The following is an 18,890-nucleotide window of genomic DNA, read 5'->3' on the forward strand; positions in this document are numbered from 1 at the left end:
CGGTCACAGCATGTTGCATGTGCGATCCGGGGGGCGAAAATTCTCGGTTTAAGACGCTTTTTCGCGGCACTCGGGAACTCCTCCTGCGGTCCAGTTATTGACCGTTAATTGGAATCGTACCCCTATATGCAGTGTCTTGTCACGGCTTTTTGCGCGATTAAAGTTTCATGAATTCGCTTTATGAGTCTTTTCAGGTATTTATCCCGCATCTGCGAAGGAAGTTTTTTCCAATCAACCGTGCGTTGGTGTTGCTGAGCGCGATGGCAGGGCGCTACTGATCACCCAGGCGAGCGTTAAAAACGCGATTGATGTCACAAGGCATCCGACCAACCCGCCATAAAGATAGGCCACCCCCGAAAGCACCGTTCCGGTCAAACGCCCGATGGCGTTCGACATATAATAAAACCCGACATTCATAGCGACCTTGTCGCCCTCGGCATAGGCAAGGATCAGGTAGGAATGCAGCGATGAATTGATCGCAAAGACAATCCCGAACACCAGCAACCCACCCAGAACGGCAAGTTCCGGGGCGAAGTTCTGTGTGATGGCGATGGCAATAGCAGCAGACACGGCAATAAGGGCGGCGATCCAGATTTGCGCAGTTCGGCCATCGGGTTCACGGGTTTTCGCACGCAGCATCTTCGGTGCAATGGCCTGAATAAAGCCATATCCGATCACCCAAAGCGCCATGTAACTGCCGACCTCAATATGGCCCCAGCCAAGCTCTGACGCCAGAAACACCGGAAGGCCCACGACAAACCAGATATCGCGCGATCCAAACAAAAACAGCCGGGCGGCGGACAGCACATTGATCTTGCGATCACGCGAAAAGACATCGCGAAATTTCGGCTTCATCGCACCTGCCGGGCCTGCCATCGCAGAGCCGAGCGATATCGCAACCGCCACAAGTGTCAGCGCAAGGCCCGCTGCCATCGCCAGAAGCGCACCGGAAAAGCCAAGCCAGGACAGCAACGCACCACCCATGAAAAAGCCCACACCCTTAAGCGCGTTCTTCGATCCGGTCAAAAGTGCGACCCAGCGGAAAAGTGCCCCTTCGGCATGGGCCGGGACCAAAACCTTGATCGCCGATTTGCTCGACATCTTGGTCAGATCCTTGGCCACCCCCGATGCCGCCTGAAGCCCCATGACATAGGCGACCGAAATCGCCGGAAGCCAATCGGGGTTGGTAAATGATAGTGCGGTCAGCGATGCAATTTGCAATGCCAACCCGGCAAAAAGGGTAAAGCGCAATCCGCGTGCCTGGGCCAGCCATCCACCGACCAGATTGGTGACGATGCCTGCCACTTCGTACAGGATGAACAACAACGCGATTTCAAATGCCGAATAGCCCAGCGCATGAAAGTGCAACAGCACCAACATACGAAGCGCCCCGTCGGTCAGGGTAAAGCCCCAATAGGCCCCGGTGACCAGCGCATAGTTGCGGATTGCGGCCGACATTTTGCTATTTCCCCAACAGGTGTTGCGCGACTTTGGCCGCCAAATCCGCCATCCGGCAGACATATCCCCATTCATTGTCATACCAGGCCAGGATTTTGACCTGCCGCTTGTCGATCACCATCGTTGATCCGGCATCGATAATCGAAGACCGGCTGTCATTAAGGTAGTCGGCACTGACCAGCGGGCGTTCTTCATAGCCAAGAATACCGGCAAGATAGGTTTCAGATGCCTCGCGCATCAGGCGATTGACGGTCTCATTATCGGTGTCTTCTGCGACTTCAAAGACACAATCGGTCAGCGACGCATTCAGCAACGGGACACGCACGGCAATACCGTTCAGCTTGCCCTTGAGTTCCGGGTAAATCATCGTGATTGCGGTCGCCGAGCCGGTGCTGGTCGGGATAAGCGATTGCAGGCACGACCGCGCACGACGCAAATCCTTGTGCGGCAGATCAACAATCGTCTGGGTGTTGGTCACATCATGAATGGTGGTGATCGATCCATGCACGATGCCAAGTTTCTCATGCATGACCTTGACCACCGGTGCCAGACAGTTGGTCGTGCAGCTCGCCGCGGTCAAAAGGTGATGCTGCGTTGGGTCATAAAGATCATCATTCACGCCATAGACGATATTAAGCGCACCTTCTTTGACCGGGGCGGCAACGATGACCTTTTTAACCCCCTGATCAAAATAGGACTTCAATGTCTCGGGCGTTTTGAACTTGCCGGTGCATTCCAGAACAATGTCGCATCCCATGCCGACCCAATCGGTCTCGCCGGGGGTGGCATTTTCGCTAAAACTGATCTTGTGCGTCTGATCGATGACCACATAATCATCGATGCAGGCAACACCATTACCCCAGCGGCCATGGACCGAATCAAATTCCAGCAAGTGGGCCGCGGTAACCGCCCCGCCCTTGATTTCGTTGATATGGACAAATTCAAGGTCCGGGTGACCCCATCCTGCGCGCAGAACCAGACGGCCCATGCGGCCAAAACCATTGATGCCAATGCGGATTTTGCGGCTCATATCAGGGCTCCGTTAGTTTGCAATTTTTGATGGAGTGAACCAGCCACGGGTGCGGTTGGCAATGGCGACAAGCGACAGCATCACCGGCACTTCGACCAGCACACCAACCACGGTGGCAAGGGCCGCCCCCGATGAAAAGCCAAACAACCCGATGGCGGTCGCCACAGCCAGTTCAAAGAAGTTCGAGGCCCCGATCATCGAAGACGGGGCGGCGATTTTATGCTCCACACCCAGCACCTTGTTGGCGACATAGGCGATGGCGGCGATGAAGTAGGTCTGCAAAATGATCGGCACCGCCAGAAGGGCAATGATCATCGGCTGGGCAATGATCTGCTGCCCCTGAAAGGCAAACAGCAGAACCAGCGTGCTAAGCAACGCAATCATCGATACGGGTTTAAGCCTGGCATCAAAGCTATTGAATGCCGCGACCCCGCCTTTCATGACGCGGTTTCGGATGATCTGGCCGACAATCACTGGAATAACGATAAACGCCACAACCGAAATGGTCAGCGTTTCCCAAGGAATGGTGATCGCCGAAATGCCCAGCAACAAGGCCACAATCGGCGCAAAGGCAAAGATCATGATCGTGTCATTAAGTGCTACCTGGGTCAGCGTAAAGTTCGCATCCCCCTTGGTCAGGTGTGACCAGACAAACACCATCGCCGTGCAGGGGGCTGCCCCCAACAGGATAAGACCGGCGATATAGCTTTCGATTTGTGACTCGGGCAAAAGCGGGCGGAACAGAAAGCCGATAAACAACCAGCCAAGGGCTGCCATGGTAAACGGTTTGATCAGCCAATTCACACCAAGCGTGACACCGATCCCGCGCCATTGCCGACCGACTTCGAGAAGCGCACCAAAATCTACCTTCATCAACATTGGCACAATCATCAACCAGATCAGAACCGTCACCGGCAGATTGATCTCATAGACGGTCAGATTGCCAATCGCCTGAAACACGCCGGGGAACATCTCGCCCAAGACGATGCCGACCACGATGCTGACAGCAACCCAGATGGTCAGAAAACGTTCGAAAATACCCATCTAGCAGCATCCTTTTTTATCGACGGTGGCAGAACGGCTTGGCAGCCCGCACAGTTCGGGGTGCCCCTGACAGCAGTCATCTGCAAGAAACCCCAGAAGATCGCGCATGGCATCGGGAACGATCCGGTAAATGATCGACCGGCCTTCGCGGGTGCTGGTAATCAGCCCGGCCTGACTAAGTGTGGTCAGGTGTGATGACATGGTGTTGTGCGGAATGGATATCTGCCGGGCCAGTTCGCCCGCGGCAATACCGTCATTCCCGGCCCGGACCAGCAAGCGGAATGCTGCCAGTCTGTGTTCCTGTGCCAAGGCGCCAAGGGCGCTGATTGCGTGTTTTGTTTCCATATGTCGGGAAATATCGACATATATTGGCGCTGGCAAGTGACATTTGTATTGCAGTGGTGGTCATGCCCAAGTGCGACGTCAAAAAGGATATTTGAATCAGCCAGATGCGGGCGTTTCAGAAAATGTATTTAAATAACTAGAAATATAGTTATAATGACCGCATGAGTGAAAAAACCATTGCACCGGCCTTTGCCGCACTGGGCCACGAAGCCCGTCTGAAAATCTATCGTCTGCTGGTCAAAGCCGGGGACGAGGGACTTAATATTGGCGATATCGGGCGGGTGCTTGGCCTTCCGGCATCGACCCTTTCCCATCATCTGGGCACCCTGGTTCAGGCTGGTCTGGTCAAACAGGAAAAACTGGGGCGCGAAACCCGTAACCGGGCGGATTTCGATGTTATGCGCGATCTTGTCGGCTTTATCACCGATGAATGCTGCAGCGGTGTCGATCTTGATGTCGCCAGTGAAACGGAAAAGGCCTGCTAGGTCGGGCTTTTTTTTGGATCAATATAACTAATTTTCTAGGGATATGGATATGAGTGCCCTGACATTTCAATTGCGCCGCATCGGCACTTCTGCCCGTCAAACAGACCGGGTTTTGCTGGCAGCCTGCATTATCCTTGCCGCGATCTTTATCTTTGACGCGCCGCAATTTGTCCCAAGTTTGCAGTTCACGGCTGAGTCCTTTGTTGGCACGGCACCTTTTCTGGTGCTCTCAATCGGTATTGCTGCCTATGCGACGGCAACCGGGGCCGATAACCTGATTTCGCGCGCCTTCGCCGGGCGGCCTGTGCGGATGGTGTTTACCGCGGCCGCCTTTGGGGCGCTGTCGCCATTTTGCTCCTGCGGGGTGATCCCGCTGATCGCAGCTCTGCTTGCTATGGGGGTTCCGTTGGCGCCGGTCATGGCGTTCTGGTTGGCCTCGCCCGTGATTGACCCGGCGATGTTTGTTCTGACCGCGGGCACGCTTGGGACCGAATTTGCGGTGATTAAAATGATCTCGGCGATTGGCCTTGGTCTGATGGGTGGTTTTATCACCCTATGGCTGGGCTCGCGGGGCTTCCTTGCCGACCCGTTGCGTGACGGGGTTGGCAATGGTGGCTGCGGCGGGGCCAAGGTCCGTTCGCACAAGGCGGTTGTCTGGAAATTCTGGCGCGATGATGAACGGATCAAAAAGTTCAGATCGTCCGCCATTGCCAACATGATCTTTTTGGGCAAATGGATCGCCTTTGCCTTCCTGCTTGAAAGCATCATGGTTGCTTATGTCCCGGCCGAAAGTGTGAGTGGATTGCTTGGTGGGGACGGGATTGGCCCGATTGCCATTGCCACCCTTGTCGGGGTTCCGGCCTATTTGAATGGTTATGCCGCCCTTCCAATCATGGAAGGCCTGATTGCGCAGGGCATGCAATCGGGGGCGGCGATGGCGTTTCTGGTGGCAGGCGGGGTGTCGTCGATCCCGGCGGCGATTGCCGTTTTTGCGCTGGTCAAAAAGCCGGTCGTTGCGCTGTATCTGGTTTACGCGCTGGTCGGTTCGTTCGCAATTGGCGTTATTTCGCAAGCCTGGCTGGGTTAAACCGCCCGCTTCATGTCCGATATGATGATTTCACGGTGGCAATGACGTTAAAAATCGCTACATTGCGCGCCAAGAAATTCATATCGGATTAAAGTTGATAACCATGTCGATGATTGACAAGCAGGTATCGCGTCGCCGTACCTTCGCTATCATTGCTCACCCGGATGCGGGTAAAACCACCCTGACCGAAAAACTGCTTCTTTTCGGGGGTGCCATACAGATGGCTGGTGCAGTGAAGGCGAAAAAGGAACAAAAGGGTGCCCGTTCGGACTTCATGAAGATCGAACAGGATCGCGGTATTTCCGTGTCCTCTGCGGTTATGACGTTCGAGTTCGAAGAAAATATCTTCAACCTGCTTGATACGCCGGGCCACGAAGACTTTTCCGAAGATACCTATCGCGTGCTGACCGCCGTTGACTCGGCTGTCATGGTGATTGACGGTGCGAAGGGCATCGAGGCCCAGACACGCAAGTTGTTTGAGGTCTGCCGTCTGCGTGACGTGCCGATCACGACGTTCGTTAACAAGCTTGACCGTGAAGCCCGTGATTCATTCGAACTGATCGATCAGATCGAACAGGATCTTGCCCTTGATGTGTCGCCGGTGACTTGGCCGATTGGCTCGGGCCGTGATTTCCATGGTTGTTATGATCTGGTCAATGATCAGCTTCTGTTCATGGAAAAAGGCGGCAACGTCGTCAAGGAAGCCATTCCGATCAAGGGGCTTGATGATCCAAAGCTTGATGAACTGATCCCGGATTACCTTCTGGAAAAGCTGCGCGAAGAAGTCGAAATGGTGCGCGAAATCTGTCCGCCATTTGATTTGCAAAGCTACCGCGAAGGCCATCTGACCCCGGTCTTCTTTGGGTCGGCAGTCAATAACTTTGGCGTGCGTGAATTGTTGCGCGGCATTGGCGAAATCGCACCTACCCCGCGCCCGCAAGAAGCGGCAACGCGTCTGGTCGAAGCAGTGGAGCCAAAGGTCGCAGGCTTCGTGTTCAAGGTACAAGCCAACATTGACCCGAACCACCGTGACCGCATTGCGTTCATTCGTCTGTGCTCGGGCCATTTCAAACGCGGCATGAAGCTTAAGCATGTGCGCGCCGGCAAACTGATGGCGGTGCATAACCCGATGCTGTTCTTTGCCAATGAACGTGACATTGCCGAAGAAGCCTGGCCGGGCGATATCATCGGTATTCCGAACCACGGCACGCTGCGCATTGGCGATACCCTGACCGAGGGCGAAGATCTTCGCTTCCGCGGGGTTCCGGCCTTTGCCCCGGAATTGCTCCAGAAAGTCCGCCTTGATGATCCGCTCAAGGGCAAGCACCTTCAGCGCGCGCTTGAACAGCTCGCCGAAGAAGGCGCATCGCAGGTCTTCAAGCCGATGATGGGCGCGGACTGGATCGTTGGCGTGGTCGGACAGCTTCAGTTCGAGGTTCTGAAAGAACGCATCTCTGCCGAATACGGCATCAAGGTGCATTTCGAACCGACGCCTGCCTATGCCGCCCGCTGGGTGGTGGGCGATGATCCGCTTGAAATCAAGAAATTCCGGGATGCCAACCAGTCCGCGCTGTTCGAAGACCATGACGAAACACTGGTCTTCATCGCGCGTAACGCCTGGCACCTTGAAACCACGCAACGCGACTGGCCGAACCTCAAATTCGAGGCCACCCGCGAACAGAACCTGATTGCAGCGTAATTACTGCACGCAGCCAAACGCAAAAAGCCGCCTTCATCCGAGGGCGGCTTTTTCTTTGCGGGTCTTCGGCGGTTGTCTAGTTGCCGATGAAATAGCGGCCAACACCGACCAGAACCATCCCCACGGCCATGGCGGCAAACAGGTTTCGCGCAAGCGCCATGGTAATCACGGTGGCGGCTGCCCCGGCAATGCCAATCGCACCTGCCGAAAGCGCACTTGGCACCCAGACGGAAATCAAAACCGCACCGGGCAGGCGTTCCAGCACATGCGCCCAGCGGCCATGTTGCGGCAAACGGTCCGCCATCAAAAGCCCACCCAGACGCATGCCATAGGTCACCGCCGCCATGCCAAGGATGGTCAGAACGGCTTCAAGGCTGAAACTTGTCAGATCAGGGAATTGGGTCATTGGCCCGTCTCCATTGCAGTCTCCGTCACAGGTTTGGCAGCGTTTGTGCCTTCGGGCGCGCCATAAGCATCGCGGCCTTCAACGGCAAATTCGGCCTCAAGGCTGTCATCATCCATGTCTTCGCGCCAAGTCAGGGCGGCGACAAGGACACCCGCACCCGCACCGGCCAGGATCGACCAGGTGCCGGGCAAGGTGTAATGGCCGATGACCGATCCGATTGCGGCGGCAATCCATGGCAAAAGGTCAACCTTGCCCTTCCACATGCCAATGGTCAGCGCGGCAAAGACGGCGGTAAAAGCGAAATCAAGCGCATAAACTTCCGGGTCGGGAATGCCCCCGCCAAGCAGGTAACCCACCGTATTGCCGGTCGCCCAAACCACGCCCAGGAAAATCCCCCCACCCAGCAAAAAGCCCGGATTGGCCAAATCCTTTTGCGTCATCGAAACGGCCCAGTTTTCATCGGCCACCATATGCATGCCGGTCACCTTGACCCACAGCGGTCGACCGCGAAACACCGGTCGCAGTGACGCCCCGATCAGGATATAGCGCATATTAATCACCGCCGTTGCGATGATGATGGTGGCACTTGGAATGGTTTCGCGCCAAAGATCGACCGACACGAACTGTGCCGATCCGGCAAATACAGCCAGGCTCATGAACAACAGCTCGCCAAGCGACAATCCACGCTGTGCGGCCAACACCCCAAGCACCGCCCCAAAGATGATGGTGCTGGGCAAAAGCGGCAGGCAGGCAAGGGCACCGCGCCGGATGGTGTCCGCGTCGAAATGCCCGATCTCGGGTTGGCTCTGGGGCTGGTTTTGGGGCTGGTTCTCGGTCTGACTTTCGGTCTGTCCGGGGCGTGACATTTCCGACGTTTCCTGTGGTTGTTGGTGCCGGCTCGTTTTGGCGACCGGCACTTTCATGGGCGTAAACGGGTGGGCGAGGAGCCATCATTTCAGGCGCCATACTGCCCGATATCAAATAGGCGGTATTGGACGATATTGCTATCGGTTGTTGGTGCCGGTTTTGGCCCTAGGGGCTAGTCCGGCGCGGTGGCGAAATCGGCGATCAGCATATCAAGGAACAGCTTGGTGATCGGATCGGGTTGCTTGCTGTCATCAAGGCTTGCCTGAAAGGTGACCTTCACCTTCAACCGATCCGGCAGCACCATGCGCATGCGCCCGGCCTCGACAAACTGCTTGGCGTAATGTTCTGGCAAATAGCCCAAAAAGGCGCCTGACAGGATCAGGCGTGCTTCGGCCTCCATGTCCGAGACGGTCGCATGCGGGCGGGAAATCGCGAATTCCTTCAAATCCCGACCCAGCCAGGATTTGCGCCCGATCAGGCGATAACGCCGGATTTCATCAATATCTATGTCCGCATCATCCAGCGCAAAAAGCGGATGGTCTGAGCCGCAATAGAACCGGTGGATTTCGTCATAAAGCGGGATATAGCGCAGACCCAGCACGGTCTTTGGGAAGCTGCAAATACCGATCTGGATATTGTCGGTCACCACTTCGCGCAGCAGGTCATTGGGCGGATAAGTCACGACATTGAGCGTCACATCCGGTGCGCGTTCCATAAACCGCGCAATGGTCTTTTCGATCCGCCGTGCCCCCGGATCGGTGATGGTATTATCGGTAAGCCCGATGGTCAGAGTGCCGCTCAGCTTGTCACGCAGCGCCCGCATCTTGGTTTCATATTGCGCGACCGATTTGAACAGCCGGTGGGCTTCTTCAAACACCACTTGGCCTTCGCGTGTCAGGGCAAAACCACCCCGTCCGCGTTTGCAAAGCGTGAACCCCAGCCGTGTTTCAAGGGCGGTGACATAGCTTGAAATTGTTGAAAGTGACAGATTGAGATCACTTTGCGCCGCGGCAAAACCCCCGGCCTCGACGATGGTCAGGAAGATGCGCAAAAGCTTGAGATCGGCCTGTTCCGTGATCATCGGGCGGGGTCCATGGGCAAGGGGTCATTACTTTGAGGATTGCCAAAGTAAAGTTCAGAAATACGTGATTTTTAACGGCCGCGCAATTTGATCTGATCGGGCCAACAAAAACATCCGGCCATTGGTTCAGATCGTATCGAACCGATGTGCCACTTCAGGAGGTCCCATGTTCACCGACGACAAGCTTGCAAAACTGCGTGAAAAATACGGCAACGCCAAGGGTGCCGACATCTTTGATCCGCATTTCCGCGAAGTGGCAGCATCGCAGTTTTCCGAAAGTGGCGGGCGCAAATGGCCGTTTGCTGGCGTGCCGACTTTCCTTGATGCACCGTTTGCCGCCGATGCCGAAAGTGACAACTTCGCAGACCTCGACATCGCACTCGTCGGGGTGCCGATGGATCTTGGGGTGAGCAACCGTGCCGGTGCCCGTCTTGGCCCGCGCGCGGTGCGTAATATCGAACGCATCGGTCCGTATGAACATGTCCTTCGCATGGTGCCCGGTGCGATGGCGCGCATTGCCGATATTGGCGATGTCCCGTTCCGCAGCCGCTATTCGCTTGAAAGCTGCCACGAAGATATCGAGGCCTACTTCAGCAAGATTGTCGGCGCTGGCGTCATTCCGATTGCGGTCGGCGGTGATCATTCGATCAGCTATTCGATCCAGAAGGCGGTGGGCAAGGATCGCCCGGTTGGCATGATCCATCTTGATGCCCATTGCGACACCTGCGGTGCCTATGACGGTTCGCGCTTCCATCATGGCGGCCCGTTCCGTGAAGCGGTTATGGATGGCGTCCTTGATCCCGAACGCACCATCCAGATCGGTATTCGCGGTGCGTCAGAATATGTCTGGGAATTCTCCTATGACAGCGGCATGACCGTGATCCACGCCGAAGAAGTGCCGAAAATGGGCATTGATGCCGTAATCGCCAAGGCCCATGAAGTGGTCGGAGATGGCCCGGTTTATCTGTCCTTTGATGTTGATTGCCTCGATCCGTCCTTCGCACCAGGCACCGGCACGCCGGAAGTCGGTGGCCTTACCTCGCGCGAGGCATTGGCGATCCTGCGCGGGCTCAAGGGGCTTGATTTTGTCGGTGCGGATGTTGTCGAAGTCGCCCCGCAATATGATGCCACCACCAACACCGCCCATATCGCCGCACAGGTCCTGTTCGAAGAACTGTGTCTGGTGGTCGATGCGATGAAGCGCCGCGACGCTGGCGCGTAAATACAACTGATGTCGCCTGCCCAAGCTAAGCGTGTGACGGGCAGGCGATGTCGATTTTGTGCCCGATTAGGGATCAAGACTTGCGATAAACGCGCCGGGGCTGACACCCCACATGGCCTTGAAATGCCGGTTCAGGTGGCTTTGATCGGCAAAGCCGGTGGCCGCGGCCGCATCGGCAATGCTCGCCCCGTCAAACAGCAACCGCTTGGCACGCCGTAACCGCATATGATTGAAATAGGTATGCGGCGGAAGCCCGGTTGCCGCCCGGAACACGCGCAGCAAATGAAACCGGCTGAGCCCGGTAATCATCGCAAGATCATCAAGCGATATATTGGCATCCAGATGTGCCGCCATATAGTCAATCACCGCCCGAACACGTTTGTCCTCTGACCCCGGCTGATACAGATAGGGCGGGGCATCGGCATGGCGCAGCGCAAGCCGGGCGGCACTGTATAGAAGCTGACTGTCGCGTTCCAACAAGCTGTTGCTGCCGTTGCTGCCATCGTCATTCGGGCGAAACAGGCGGTGCAGCCCTTGCAGTTGCAAATGCAATTCCGGGTCGTTGACGACACAGGAGCCAAAAAACGGCAGGCCACTGTTTTTGGGCGAAAGCTCCGTCACCAGATCGCCAAACACCTTCGGGTCGATGAACATGATCTGGTATTGATAGCCATCATCGGATGCCGGGCTGCCATCATGCACTTGCATCGGGTTCATCATCAAAAGCTGCCCCCGCGCGGCGACATAATTTGTCCCGCGGGTCGTAAACCGCTCCGCCCCGTTCAGGACAGTGCCAAACGCGTAATAGTCGTGGCTGTGTTTTGGGAAAGAGAAATTCTTGTAATCGGCTTCGAACATATCAATGCCGTCGGCTGCCCGCCAGTGGCGGGCAATCTCGCGGGGGCGGCCGGTCGCCGGTCGCGATGACGTCTGGCGACGCTGGGCTGCCGTGTTCTGTCGCGCAGCACTGTTCATAAGGCCATTATAACGCCAAGGGCGGATGCCAGCTTGTACAATATTGTCATCGTGACATTTTAGTTGGCATCATTCCAAAAAAATCGCCGGAGGCCCGAGCAACCTTGCGGCGGAGGGTCGAGTCGCGGTTGATTTTTGGAAATCTGCCGCTTTGAAGCCCTTCGAAACGGATAATGACCTTCGGCCAATTGTATAATGCGATGTTCATATGAACATTTTCGGGTGGCCGGAATGTTGTTTTGCGCAGCGCAAATGACCATCCGGCACCTTGTTTGATCGACAAATGCGGGTTTCATCCAACTGTTACAAAACCGCGCCCTGCACACATGTATGAATCGCGCCAAACGTAAATTTTGCTGTTTGGATGTCCCATGTTTCTTGATCGCATTCGTATCGGATCGCGCATCTTCGCCGGTTTCTTTGTTCTGGTTGTTCTGCTGGTTGGCCTGTCTGCCCTGTCATCAACATATCTTCTGGGCTTTGGCGCACATGCAGACCGCATTGCCAAAAGTACTGGTCTGGTCGGGCTTGCCAATGACTATGCACTGCGTCTGGAACGTCTTTCCAACCAGGTTCTGTTGTTTGCCCAGACGGTTGATCCGCTTGACCGCGAAGGCATCACCACCATGCGCGAGGCGGCCGAGCAAAGCGGTGCCACCCTTGTCACCCAACTGCGTCAAAACGGCGATAGTGATCGCGCAGATGCACTTGAAAGCCTTAGTGCCGATTACATCGCAACGCTGGAGCCCCTTGTGCTGCGGGCTGAAAACCTGTCGGCGGCATCGGAAACCATGCTGCTTGGCGCCAATCAGCTTGGCAAATCCGCAAGCCAGCTTGAAGATTTCATCGCCAAACGCGATCCGGTGATCGCCGAGAAATATGCAGACAAGCTTGGCGCGGCCAACTTGGCTGCCATCGTCAATTCCCTGCAATTCCCGATCCTGCGTACCGCGGACTCACTTGATGCCGCCCGCACGCAGACCTCGGCCCTGACCGATCTTCAGGAAGAAATCAAAGCGTCCTTTGACGGTCTGACGCGCAACGAGAAAAAACTTTTCTCCTACGCGATCCGCGACAATGACTTGCTAAAACAGGGTGCCAACCAGCTCGAAGCCTCCATCGCCGGGTTCCGTCAATCGATGGATGACTTCAAATCGGCCGTCCGTGAAGTCCAGACCATCACTCAGAATATCCGAACAGACGCCATGACCAATCAAACTGCCCTGGTCGAGGCCGCCCATAATCAGTCGGAAAACTCGGCCCTGACCAACATCGTGGTTGCCGCCATCGGGGTTCTGATTGCCGTCGCCCTTGCCCTTGGCATCGCGATCAGCATCCTGCGTCCGCTGCGTCGGGTAAATGGTGACATGACGCGGCTCAGTGAAAACGACACCGATATCGCGCTTGCCGATATCAAGCGCCGCGATGAATTCGGGGCGATGTCACGGACCGTTGCGATCTTCCGCGAAAACGCGCTTAAGATCGAAAAAATGGCCGAGGAACGCATCACGCTTCAGCGCATCGAGGAAGAAAAACGACGTGCATCGCTTGGCGCGATGGCCGAAACGATTGAGGGCGAGACCACCGGTCTTGTCAAATCGGTCAATCATCAGGTGACCCGCATGCGCGAAGCCGTGGTCGAGGTCGCGGCCGCCGCCGAACGCGTCACCGGACAAACCGAAACCGCAACCAGTGCCGCACACGACAGCCAGTCGCATTCCAATGCCATCGGCGATGCTGCCAACCGTCTGCGCGAAGCCATCGTCTCGATCGCCAACCGCGTCGAACATCAACGTGAAATCGCGCAAAGTGCTGTCGGCTCGACCGAGGAATCGGCAAAGGCCGTCGATGACCTGCGCGAAGTTGCCACCAGCATCGAACAGATTGTCGACCTGATCCGGGGCATCGCCGGGCAAACCAACATGCTGGCTCTGAATGCCACCATCGAGGCCGCTCGTGCGGGGGATGCTGGCAAGGGCTTTGCCGTGGTCGCGGCAGAGGTCAAAAACCTTGCTAGCCAGACCGAACGCGCGACCGAACAGATCACCGAACATGTCAACGCCATGGGCGCTGTTACCGATCGCTGTGTTGCCTCGATGGAGGATGTCGGGGTCACGGTTCGTTCGATGATGTCGATTTCCGAAGAGGTCGCAGGCGATGTTGAACATCAACGCCGCGAGACCGAGGAAATTACCGGTGCCATCGCCCTTGCCGGCGATGCGGTGCGCAATGTTGCGACTGCCATCGGTGCAGTATCCGAAGATATCGAAGTCACCCGCAAGCTCAGCCTTGATCTTAATCGTCGTGCCGACGAGGTTGACCGCAATGTGACCGAGCTCACAGCATCCCTTGACCGTGCGGTGGCGTCCGCGGCAGGCAACGAAGACGCAGATGCTGATGACGACAACGCCAACGACACCACCAGATGGCACGATGACAATCTGGTGGTCTTCCCGCAAACGCAACAGCGCGGTGCCGCCTGATTTGTCGGCATCAGCCCGCCGTTTCACTGCTAAAATTCAAAATTGAACAACAAAGGCCTGCACACCGTATAGAGGGTGTGCAGGCCTAATGCATTTGCTCAGTGCTATCGGCGCAAAACGCAGGATTTGTCAGCAGTTAAGATACAAACTGCGACGTTTCTGATACACTTTTTGTGTGGTTCTCACTGGCGGGTTGCAATATCGTTCGGGGCAACGGTATTTCATCAAAAGCATAAAGCCTACTATTCGGTACTGAATTGAAATACCGGCACTTTCCCGGCGCGGGAACAGTGTCATTTGCAGTAAGGTTGTTTGGTCAGCCCGACTTGGAAGTATCAATGTGATGGCGCGTAAATCAACGCTTCTGATCGCAGGTGTTGCACTGATTGTTGTTGCGGCCTCTGCCTATATCTTTGCCAAAGACGACATCACGGCGTTAATTGCGCCCGATGCGCAACCCGCAAGCACGGCACAGCGCGGCGGTGGCGGCGAACGCAGTCTTCCGGTCATTGCCGAATATGCCAGCCTGATGGATGAAAAGACCGTTGTCGAAGCGGTCGGCACGGGCAAATCGGCCCTGGGCGTTTCGATCTATCCAGCCGTGTCGGGCGAAGTTGCAGATGTGCTTGTACGCGCCGGTGACAAGGTGACCGAGGGACAGGTTCTTGTCATCCTGGACTCTGATCGCGAACGCCTTGCCCGCGATCTTGCTGCTGTTCAGGCCCGCGATGCCGAACAACTTCTTGCCCGCTATGAAAAGGCCCGTCCGCTGGGTGCCGTTGCCGAAAGCGAAGTCGACAGTGCCCGCACCGCCCTGGCCGAGGCCCGCATTGCCCTTGATCAGGCAGAGGTCAATCTGGCCGATCGGACCATTCTGGCCCCGTTTGATGGCATCGTCGGCATTCCGCAGGTTGAGGCTGGCGACCGTGTTGACAGCTCCACAGCCATCGTAACGCTTGATAATATCGATAGCATTCTGGTCGATTTCGAAGTTGCCGAAACACGGTTTGATAATGTCCGTCCCGGCCAGTCTGTCCGGGTCGAAACCTGGAGCCTGCCGGGCGAGGAATTCACCGGTGTGGTTGAGTCTATTGGCAGCCGTATCGATCCCGAAAGCCGCACCTTTGCCGTGCGCGCCCGGGTGCCAAACCCCAATAGTCGCCTGCTCGCCGGGATGTCCTTTGCGGTTTATGTCGACATCGAAGGCAAACAATACCCCGCTGTTGCCGAAATCTCGGTCCTGTGGGGTGATGAAGGCACCTATGTCTGGCGGATCGGCGATGAAGACAAGGTCTCGCGCGTTCCCGTCCGTGTTGTGAAACGGACCAATGGCCGGATCCTTCTGGATGGCGGGATTGAAGAGGGTGATCTGGTCGTGGTCGAGGGCGTCTTGCGTCTGCGTCCGGGCCGGACTGTTTCGGCAACCATTCGCGGTGATAACCCCGCGCCTGAAAATGCGCCGTCGGATGCGGGCGGCGTTGCCACCCGCGAAGGCGCTGGCGAGGGGTCCTGATCATGACGACAGGAACCGAAAATCACGATCATAACGATCTTGCGTCACTCAGTATCCGACGCCCTGTTCTGATCAGTGTGGTGTCCATGCTGATCATCCTGGCCGGTCTTGCCGCGATGCTGGGGGTCGAAATTCGCGAACTGCCCAATGTCGACCGCCCGACCATCACCGTGACCGCCGACTATGACGGGGCATCGCCGGAAACGGTCGATTCCGAAGTCACCGGGATCATCGAAAGTGCGGCATCGCGCGTCAGTGGCATCAAGGAAATCAGTTCGCAAAGCGAAGAAGCCAATGCCCGCATTCGCATCGAATTCTACCCAGATGTTGAAATCAACGATGCCGCCAGCGACATCCGCGAAGCCATCAGCCGTGCGGAACGCAGCCTGCCCGACGGGGTGGAAAACGTCCGCGTGGTCAAGGCCGATGCCGATGCCAGTGCGATCATGCGCATTGCGGTTGTCAGCAACAGCCTGACCGAGGAAGAACTCGCCAACATCGTCGAAGACCAGATCAGCCCGTCCTTGCTGTCTGTGCCCGGAGTGGCCGAGGTCGGGGTTAACGGGGATCGCGAACGCGTTTTGCATGTGCGCATCGACCCGCTCCGCATGGCAAGTTATGGCCTGTCGGTTCAGGATGTGGCCGACCTTCTGCGAACCGCCCAGTTTGATATTCCCGCCGGCAGTTTTGAATCATCCGATCAGAAATTGTTTGTTCGTGCCGATGCATCCGTTTGGGAGGTCGACAGACTGAACCAGATGCTGGTGCGCGACGGTGTCCAGATGGGCGACGTTGCCGATATCTATTACGGCCCGGACGATGCAACATCCTATGTGCGACTGAATGGTCGCACGGTGATCGGGCTGAGTATTACCCGTCAGGCACAATCCAACACGATTGCGATTTCCAATGGCGTGCGCGATGTCGTTGAACGCCTCAACGAGCAATATGACGATCTTGATGTGTTCGTGAACTCCGATGACGCGGTCTTTATCGAAGGCGCGCTGTGGGAAGTAATCTTTAGTCTCGGTCTTGCCATCGCGATTGTGATCGGGGTGCTTTATCTGTTCCTCAGATCCTTTACCGCGACGCTGATCCCGACCATCACCATTCCGATTGCCCTGATCGGTACGGTTGCCGCCATCTGGGCGATGGGCTTTTCGATCAACATCCTGACCCTTTTGGCGCTGGTTCTGGCAACCGGCATGATTGTCGATGACGCGATTGTTGTGCTTGAAAACATTCAACGCCGCCGTCATCAGGGGCTTGGGTCGATGGCCGCGGCAGTGCTCGGCTCGCGCCAAGTGTTCTTTGCCGTGATCGCCACCACGCTGACACTGATTTCGGTGTTCGTTCCGATTTCTTTCCTGCCAAGCACGGCGGGGCGTCTGTTCCGTGAATTCGGTTTTGTGCTGGCCTTTGCGGTGGTGGTGTCATCCTTTGTCGCACTGTCGCTGTGTCCGATGCTGGCATCGCGCCTGAAACATATCGATCCGCATGATGGCAAGGCCGACGACGCCCCCAACATGCTGGAGCGTTTCGGCTTCTTCTGCGCCGGGATTTATCGCCGCATTCTCGAAGCCGCCCTTGGCAGCCCGATCATTACCGTAATGATTTGTGTCGTTGCCGGTGGGCTTGCCTTTGGCGTCTATACCAACGTTACGCAGGAATTGCTGCCCGATGAGGATCGCGGACGTATTCTTGTTTCCATGCGGGGTCCGGACGGGGTCGGCATCGACTATATGGACCGTCAGGTCGAGGCGGTTGAAGACATCCTGCGCCCGGTGGTCGAGGCGGGGGATGCCTATAACATCTACACCATTGTTGGCCTGTGGGATCCGAACCGCGCCCTTGTGATCGCCCCGCTAAAACCGTGGGAAGAACGGTCCCGCTCGCAGCAGGAAATTACCGCGTCGATCCGCGGGGATCTGAATGCCCTTCCGGGTGTGCAGGCCTATGTCTGGCAGCCCAACAGTCTGGGTTTGCGCGGCGGTACGGGCGAGGGACTTGAATTTGCCCTGACCGGGACAAGCTATCGCACGCTGGCCGAAAATGCCCGCGTCATGCAGCAGGAGATCGAGGCGAACTATCCCGGCTTCACCGGCCTTCGGGTATCCTATCAAACCACCCAACCGCAGCTTCTGGTCAATATTGATCGCAAGCGCGCCTTTGATCTCGGTATCCCGATCGAAGAACTTGATACCACGCTGCGTGCGATGATCGAAGGATACGAAGTCACCGAAATCAATGTCGATGACCAGAACGTCCCGATCAAGCTGCGCAGTGCGTTGGGCAGCATCAATGACCCGTCGGACCTTGAAAATCTGTTTGTCACCGGCACCAATGGTCGCATCCTGCCGCTGTCTTCTGTCATCACCTTGACCGAAGAAGCCGTCGCCTCCGAACTTGAACGCGAAGGGCAGCAACGCGCCGTCACCATTTCGGCCAATCTGGCACCGGGCTATACCCTGGCCGAGGCGGTCGCGGATGTGAACACGGTTGGCGATCAGTTGCTGCCACCCGGTGTCGGCATCCTGTTCCTTGGCAATGCCGCCGCCCTTGGTGAAACCGCCAATGATGTACAGATCACCTTCCTGATTGCCGTCCTTGTCGTGTTGTTGGTTCTGGCCGCCCAGTTCGAAAGCTTTACCTCCGCGCTTGTAGTGGTGTTGACCGTGCCGTTTGGTTTGGCGGCGGCGATCTATGCGCTGGAGCTGAGTGGCACCTCAATCAATATCTACAGCCAGATCGGGCTTGTGATGCTGGTCGGGTTGATGGCCAAGAACGGGATTCTGGTTGTCGAATTTGCCGATCAGTTGCGTGATGCCGGGAAATCCGTGCGCGATGCCGTGCATGATGCCGCGATGGTGCGTTTGCGTCCGATCATGATGACCATGATTTCCACCGTTCTGGGCGGCTTGCCGCTTGTCCTTGGCACCGGTGCCGGGGCAGAGGCGCGTGCGGCCATTGGCTGGGTGGTGTTTGGCGGTCTTGGCTTTGCCACCGTCTTTACATTGTTCCTGACCCCGGTGCTCTATCTGTTGCTAGCGCCCTTGGTGTCGGCCCGTGCCGATGGTGGCAAGAAACTGCAATCGCAACTGCGCGCCGCCGAAGCCATTCCTGATCATGGCGAGGCGGCATCACATGTCGCGGCGGAGCCCGGAAGTGGCGGTCTTCAAGGAAGTGCGAAATAAT

At 56.6% G+C, this 18,890-nt stretch carries 16 protein-coding genes; 7 read left to right on the forward strand and 9 right to left on the reverse strand.

Going from position 1 to position 18,890, the window contains the following annotated elements; all coding sequences use genetic code 11:
- Window positions 1-231: 231 nt before the first annotated feature.
- From arsJ to WBY09_RS14605, 4 genes are read right to left on the reverse strand one after another with little or no spacing between them, the layout of a single operon-like run.
- On the reverse strand, window positions 232-1,458 hold the full coding sequence (gene arsJ, locus WBY09_RS14590) for an organoarsenical effux MFS transporter ArsJ (RefSeq protein ID WP_197146582.1): 1,227 nt from the start codon (window positions 1,456-1,458) through the stop codon (window positions 232-234).
- Window positions 1,459-1,462: 4 nt separating this feature from the next.
- Window positions 1,463-2,488, reverse strand: coding sequence for an ArsJ-associated glyceraldehyde-3-phosphate dehydrogenase (locus WBY09_RS14595; protein WP_197146583.1), 1,026 nt, complete (start codon window positions 2,486-2,488; stop codon window positions 1,463-1,465).
- A 12-nt stretch (window positions 2,489-2,500) separates the two neighbouring features.
- Window positions 2,501-3,532, reverse strand: a complete 1,032-nt coding sequence (gene arsB, locus WBY09_RS14600; protein ID WP_197146584.1) for an ACR3 family arsenite efflux transporter — start codon at window positions 3,530-3,532, stop codon at window positions 2,501-2,503.
- On the reverse strand, window positions 3,533-3,877 hold the full coding sequence (locus WBY09_RS14605) for an ArsR/SmtB family transcription factor (RefSeq protein ID WP_197146585.1): 345 nt from the start codon (window positions 3,875-3,877) through the stop codon (window positions 3,533-3,535).
- Window positions 3,878-4,038: 161 nt separating this feature from the next.
- Here WBY09_RS14605 and WBY09_RS14610 point away from each other — a divergent pair, with 161 nt between their 5' ends.
- The 3 genes from WBY09_RS14610 to WBY09_RS14620 all read left to right on the forward strand — a co-directional run bounded on the left by WBY09_RS14610 (window position 4,039) and on the right by WBY09_RS14620 (window position 7,148).
- Window positions 4,039-4,362, forward strand: coding sequence for an ArsR/SmtB family transcription factor (locus WBY09_RS14610; protein WP_336233113.1), 324 nt, complete (start codon window positions 4,039-4,041; stop codon window positions 4,360-4,362).
- Between the two features lie 49 nt (window positions 4,363-4,411).
- Window positions 4,412-5,449 carry a permease gene (locus WBY09_RS14615; protein ID WP_336233114.1) on the forward strand — a complete coding sequence of 346 codons (1,038 nt, stop codon included), beginning with the start codon at window positions 4,412-4,414 and terminating at the stop codon, window positions 5,447-5,449.
- Between the two features lie 103 nt (window positions 5,450-5,552).
- Window positions 5,553-7,148, forward strand: coding sequence for a peptide chain release factor 3 (locus WBY09_RS14620; protein ID WP_008889778.1), 1,596 nt, complete (start codon window positions 5,553-5,555; stop codon window positions 7,146-7,148).
- 76 nt (window positions 7,149-7,224) lie between these two features.
- Here WBY09_RS14620 and WBY09_RS14625 read toward each other — a convergent pair whose 3' ends face one another.
- The 3 genes from WBY09_RS14625 to WBY09_RS14635 all read right to left on the reverse strand — a co-directional run bounded on the left by WBY09_RS14625 (window position 7,225) and on the right by WBY09_RS14635 (window position 9,502).
- Window positions 7,225-7,554 carry an AzlD family protein gene (locus WBY09_RS14625; RefSeq protein WP_197146586.1) on the reverse strand — a complete coding sequence of 110 codons (330 nt, stop codon included), beginning with the start codon at window positions 7,552-7,554 and terminating at the stop codon, window positions 7,225-7,227.
- Window positions 7,551-8,420 (reverse strand): AzlC family ABC transporter permease, encoded by an 870-nt coding sequence (locus tag WBY09_RS14630; protein WP_336233115.1) that lies wholly within the window; start codon window positions 8,418-8,420, stop codon window positions 7,551-7,553. Before WBY09_RS14630 ends, WBY09_RS14625 begins: the two co-directional genes overlap by 4 nt.
- Before the next feature lie 173 nt (window positions 8,421-8,593).
- Complete coding sequence (locus tag WBY09_RS14635; RefSeq protein ID WP_336233116.1) at window positions 8,594-9,502, reverse strand: LysR family transcriptional regulator; 909 nt, start codon at window positions 9,500-9,502, stop codon at window positions 8,594-8,596.
- Between the two features lie 166 nt (window positions 9,503-9,668).
- On the opposite strand from WBY09_RS14635, the gene speB reads away from it, so the two are divergent.
- Window positions 9,669-10,724: an agmatinase gene (speB, locus tag WBY09_RS14640; RefSeq protein WP_336233117.1), complete on the forward strand. Its 1,056-nt coding sequence runs from the start codon at window positions 9,669-9,671 to the stop codon at window positions 10,722-10,724.
- A 66-nt stretch (window positions 10,725-10,790) separates the two neighbouring features.
- Here the strand turns inward: speB and WBY09_RS14645 are convergent, their stop codons facing one another.
- Together WBY09_RS14645 and WBY09_RS14650 are read right to left on the reverse strand one after the other, a co-directional pair.
- Window positions 10,791-11,699, reverse strand: a complete 909-nt coding sequence (locus tag WBY09_RS14645) for an AraC family transcriptional regulator (protein WP_008889783.1) — start codon at window positions 11,697-11,699, stop codon at window positions 10,791-10,793.
- Window positions 11,700-11,745: 46 nt separating this feature from the next.
- Window positions 11,746-11,982 (reverse strand): hypothetical protein, encoded by a 237-nt coding sequence (locus tag WBY09_RS14650; protein ID WP_197146590.1) that lies wholly within the window; start codon window positions 11,980-11,982, stop codon window positions 11,746-11,748.
- Between the two features lie 88 nt (window positions 11,983-12,070).
- Here WBY09_RS14650 and WBY09_RS14655 point away from each other — a divergent pair, with 88 nt between their 5' ends.
- The 3 genes from WBY09_RS14655 (at window position 12,071) to WBY09_RS14665 (ending at window position 18,889) form a co-directional block, all read left to right on the forward strand.
- Window positions 12,071-14,182 (forward strand): methyl-accepting chemotaxis protein, encoded by a 2,112-nt coding sequence (locus tag WBY09_RS14655; RefSeq protein WP_197146591.1) that lies wholly within the window; start codon window positions 12,071-12,073, stop codon window positions 14,180-14,182.
- Between the two features lie 343 nt (window positions 14,183-14,525).
- A complete protein-coding gene (locus tag WBY09_RS14660) occupies window positions 14,526-15,695 on the forward strand; it encodes an efflux RND transporter periplasmic adaptor subunit (RefSeq protein ID WP_197146592.1) in 1,170 nt (389 codons plus the stop codon).
- Window positions 15,696-15,697: 2 nt separating this feature from the next.
- Window positions 15,698-18,889 carry an efflux RND transporter permease subunit gene (locus WBY09_RS14665; RefSeq protein ID WP_336233118.1) on the forward strand — a complete coding sequence of 1,064 codons (3,192 nt, stop codon included), beginning with the start codon at window positions 15,698-15,700 and terminating at the stop codon, window positions 18,887-18,889.
- Window position 18,890: the final 1 nt, after the last annotated feature.

The sequence above is a fragment of the Thalassospira sp. CH_XMU1458 genome, from assembly GCF_037027205.1.
Classification (GTDB): domain Bacteria; phylum Pseudomonadota; class Alphaproteobacteria; order Rhodospirillales; family Thalassospiraceae; genus Thalassospira; species Thalassospira tepidiphila.